Annotated in this window: 1 protein-coding gene; it reads left to right on the top strand. The window is 40.1% G+C overall.

What is annotated here, in order from left to right:
* Positions 1-115 precede the first annotated feature (115 nt).
* On the top strand, positions 116-382 hold a 267-nt coding region (locus A3756_RS03585; RefSeq protein WP_197481144.1), incomplete at its 3' end, for an MAPEG family protein.

The following is a 382-nucleotide window of genomic DNA, read 5'->3' as shown; positions in this document are numbered from 1 at the left end:
AAGTCTATACAAGTGATTGACCAAGGTCTCGCTTTATGTGAATGTGGTCTTGCGTTTGTGCAGTAGTCAATACCGCACAATAGATAGGTACTCCACAACAATAGACGAGACTTTTATGGATACAGTTAGAATTATCTATCCCGCTATCGCGATGTTTTTATTAACCTCTTTTTTAGTTTTTAAACTAGGGTTAACACGCTTTGCGGCAATTAAACGCGGTGAAGTTAGTATGAAGTACTATCGTTCATACAATGAAGGGCAGGAGCCGCAAAGGCTCCATATTCTCACTCGCCATATTCATAACCACTTTGAGGTACCACCCTTATTTTATGTTGGGGTTATACTCACTTATATCACGGATAGCGTTGGTCTTGTGTCAGTT

Source organism: Oleiphilus sp. HI0086, from assembly GCF_001635225.1.
This window is presented reverse-complemented; position numbering and strand designations above follow the sequence as displayed.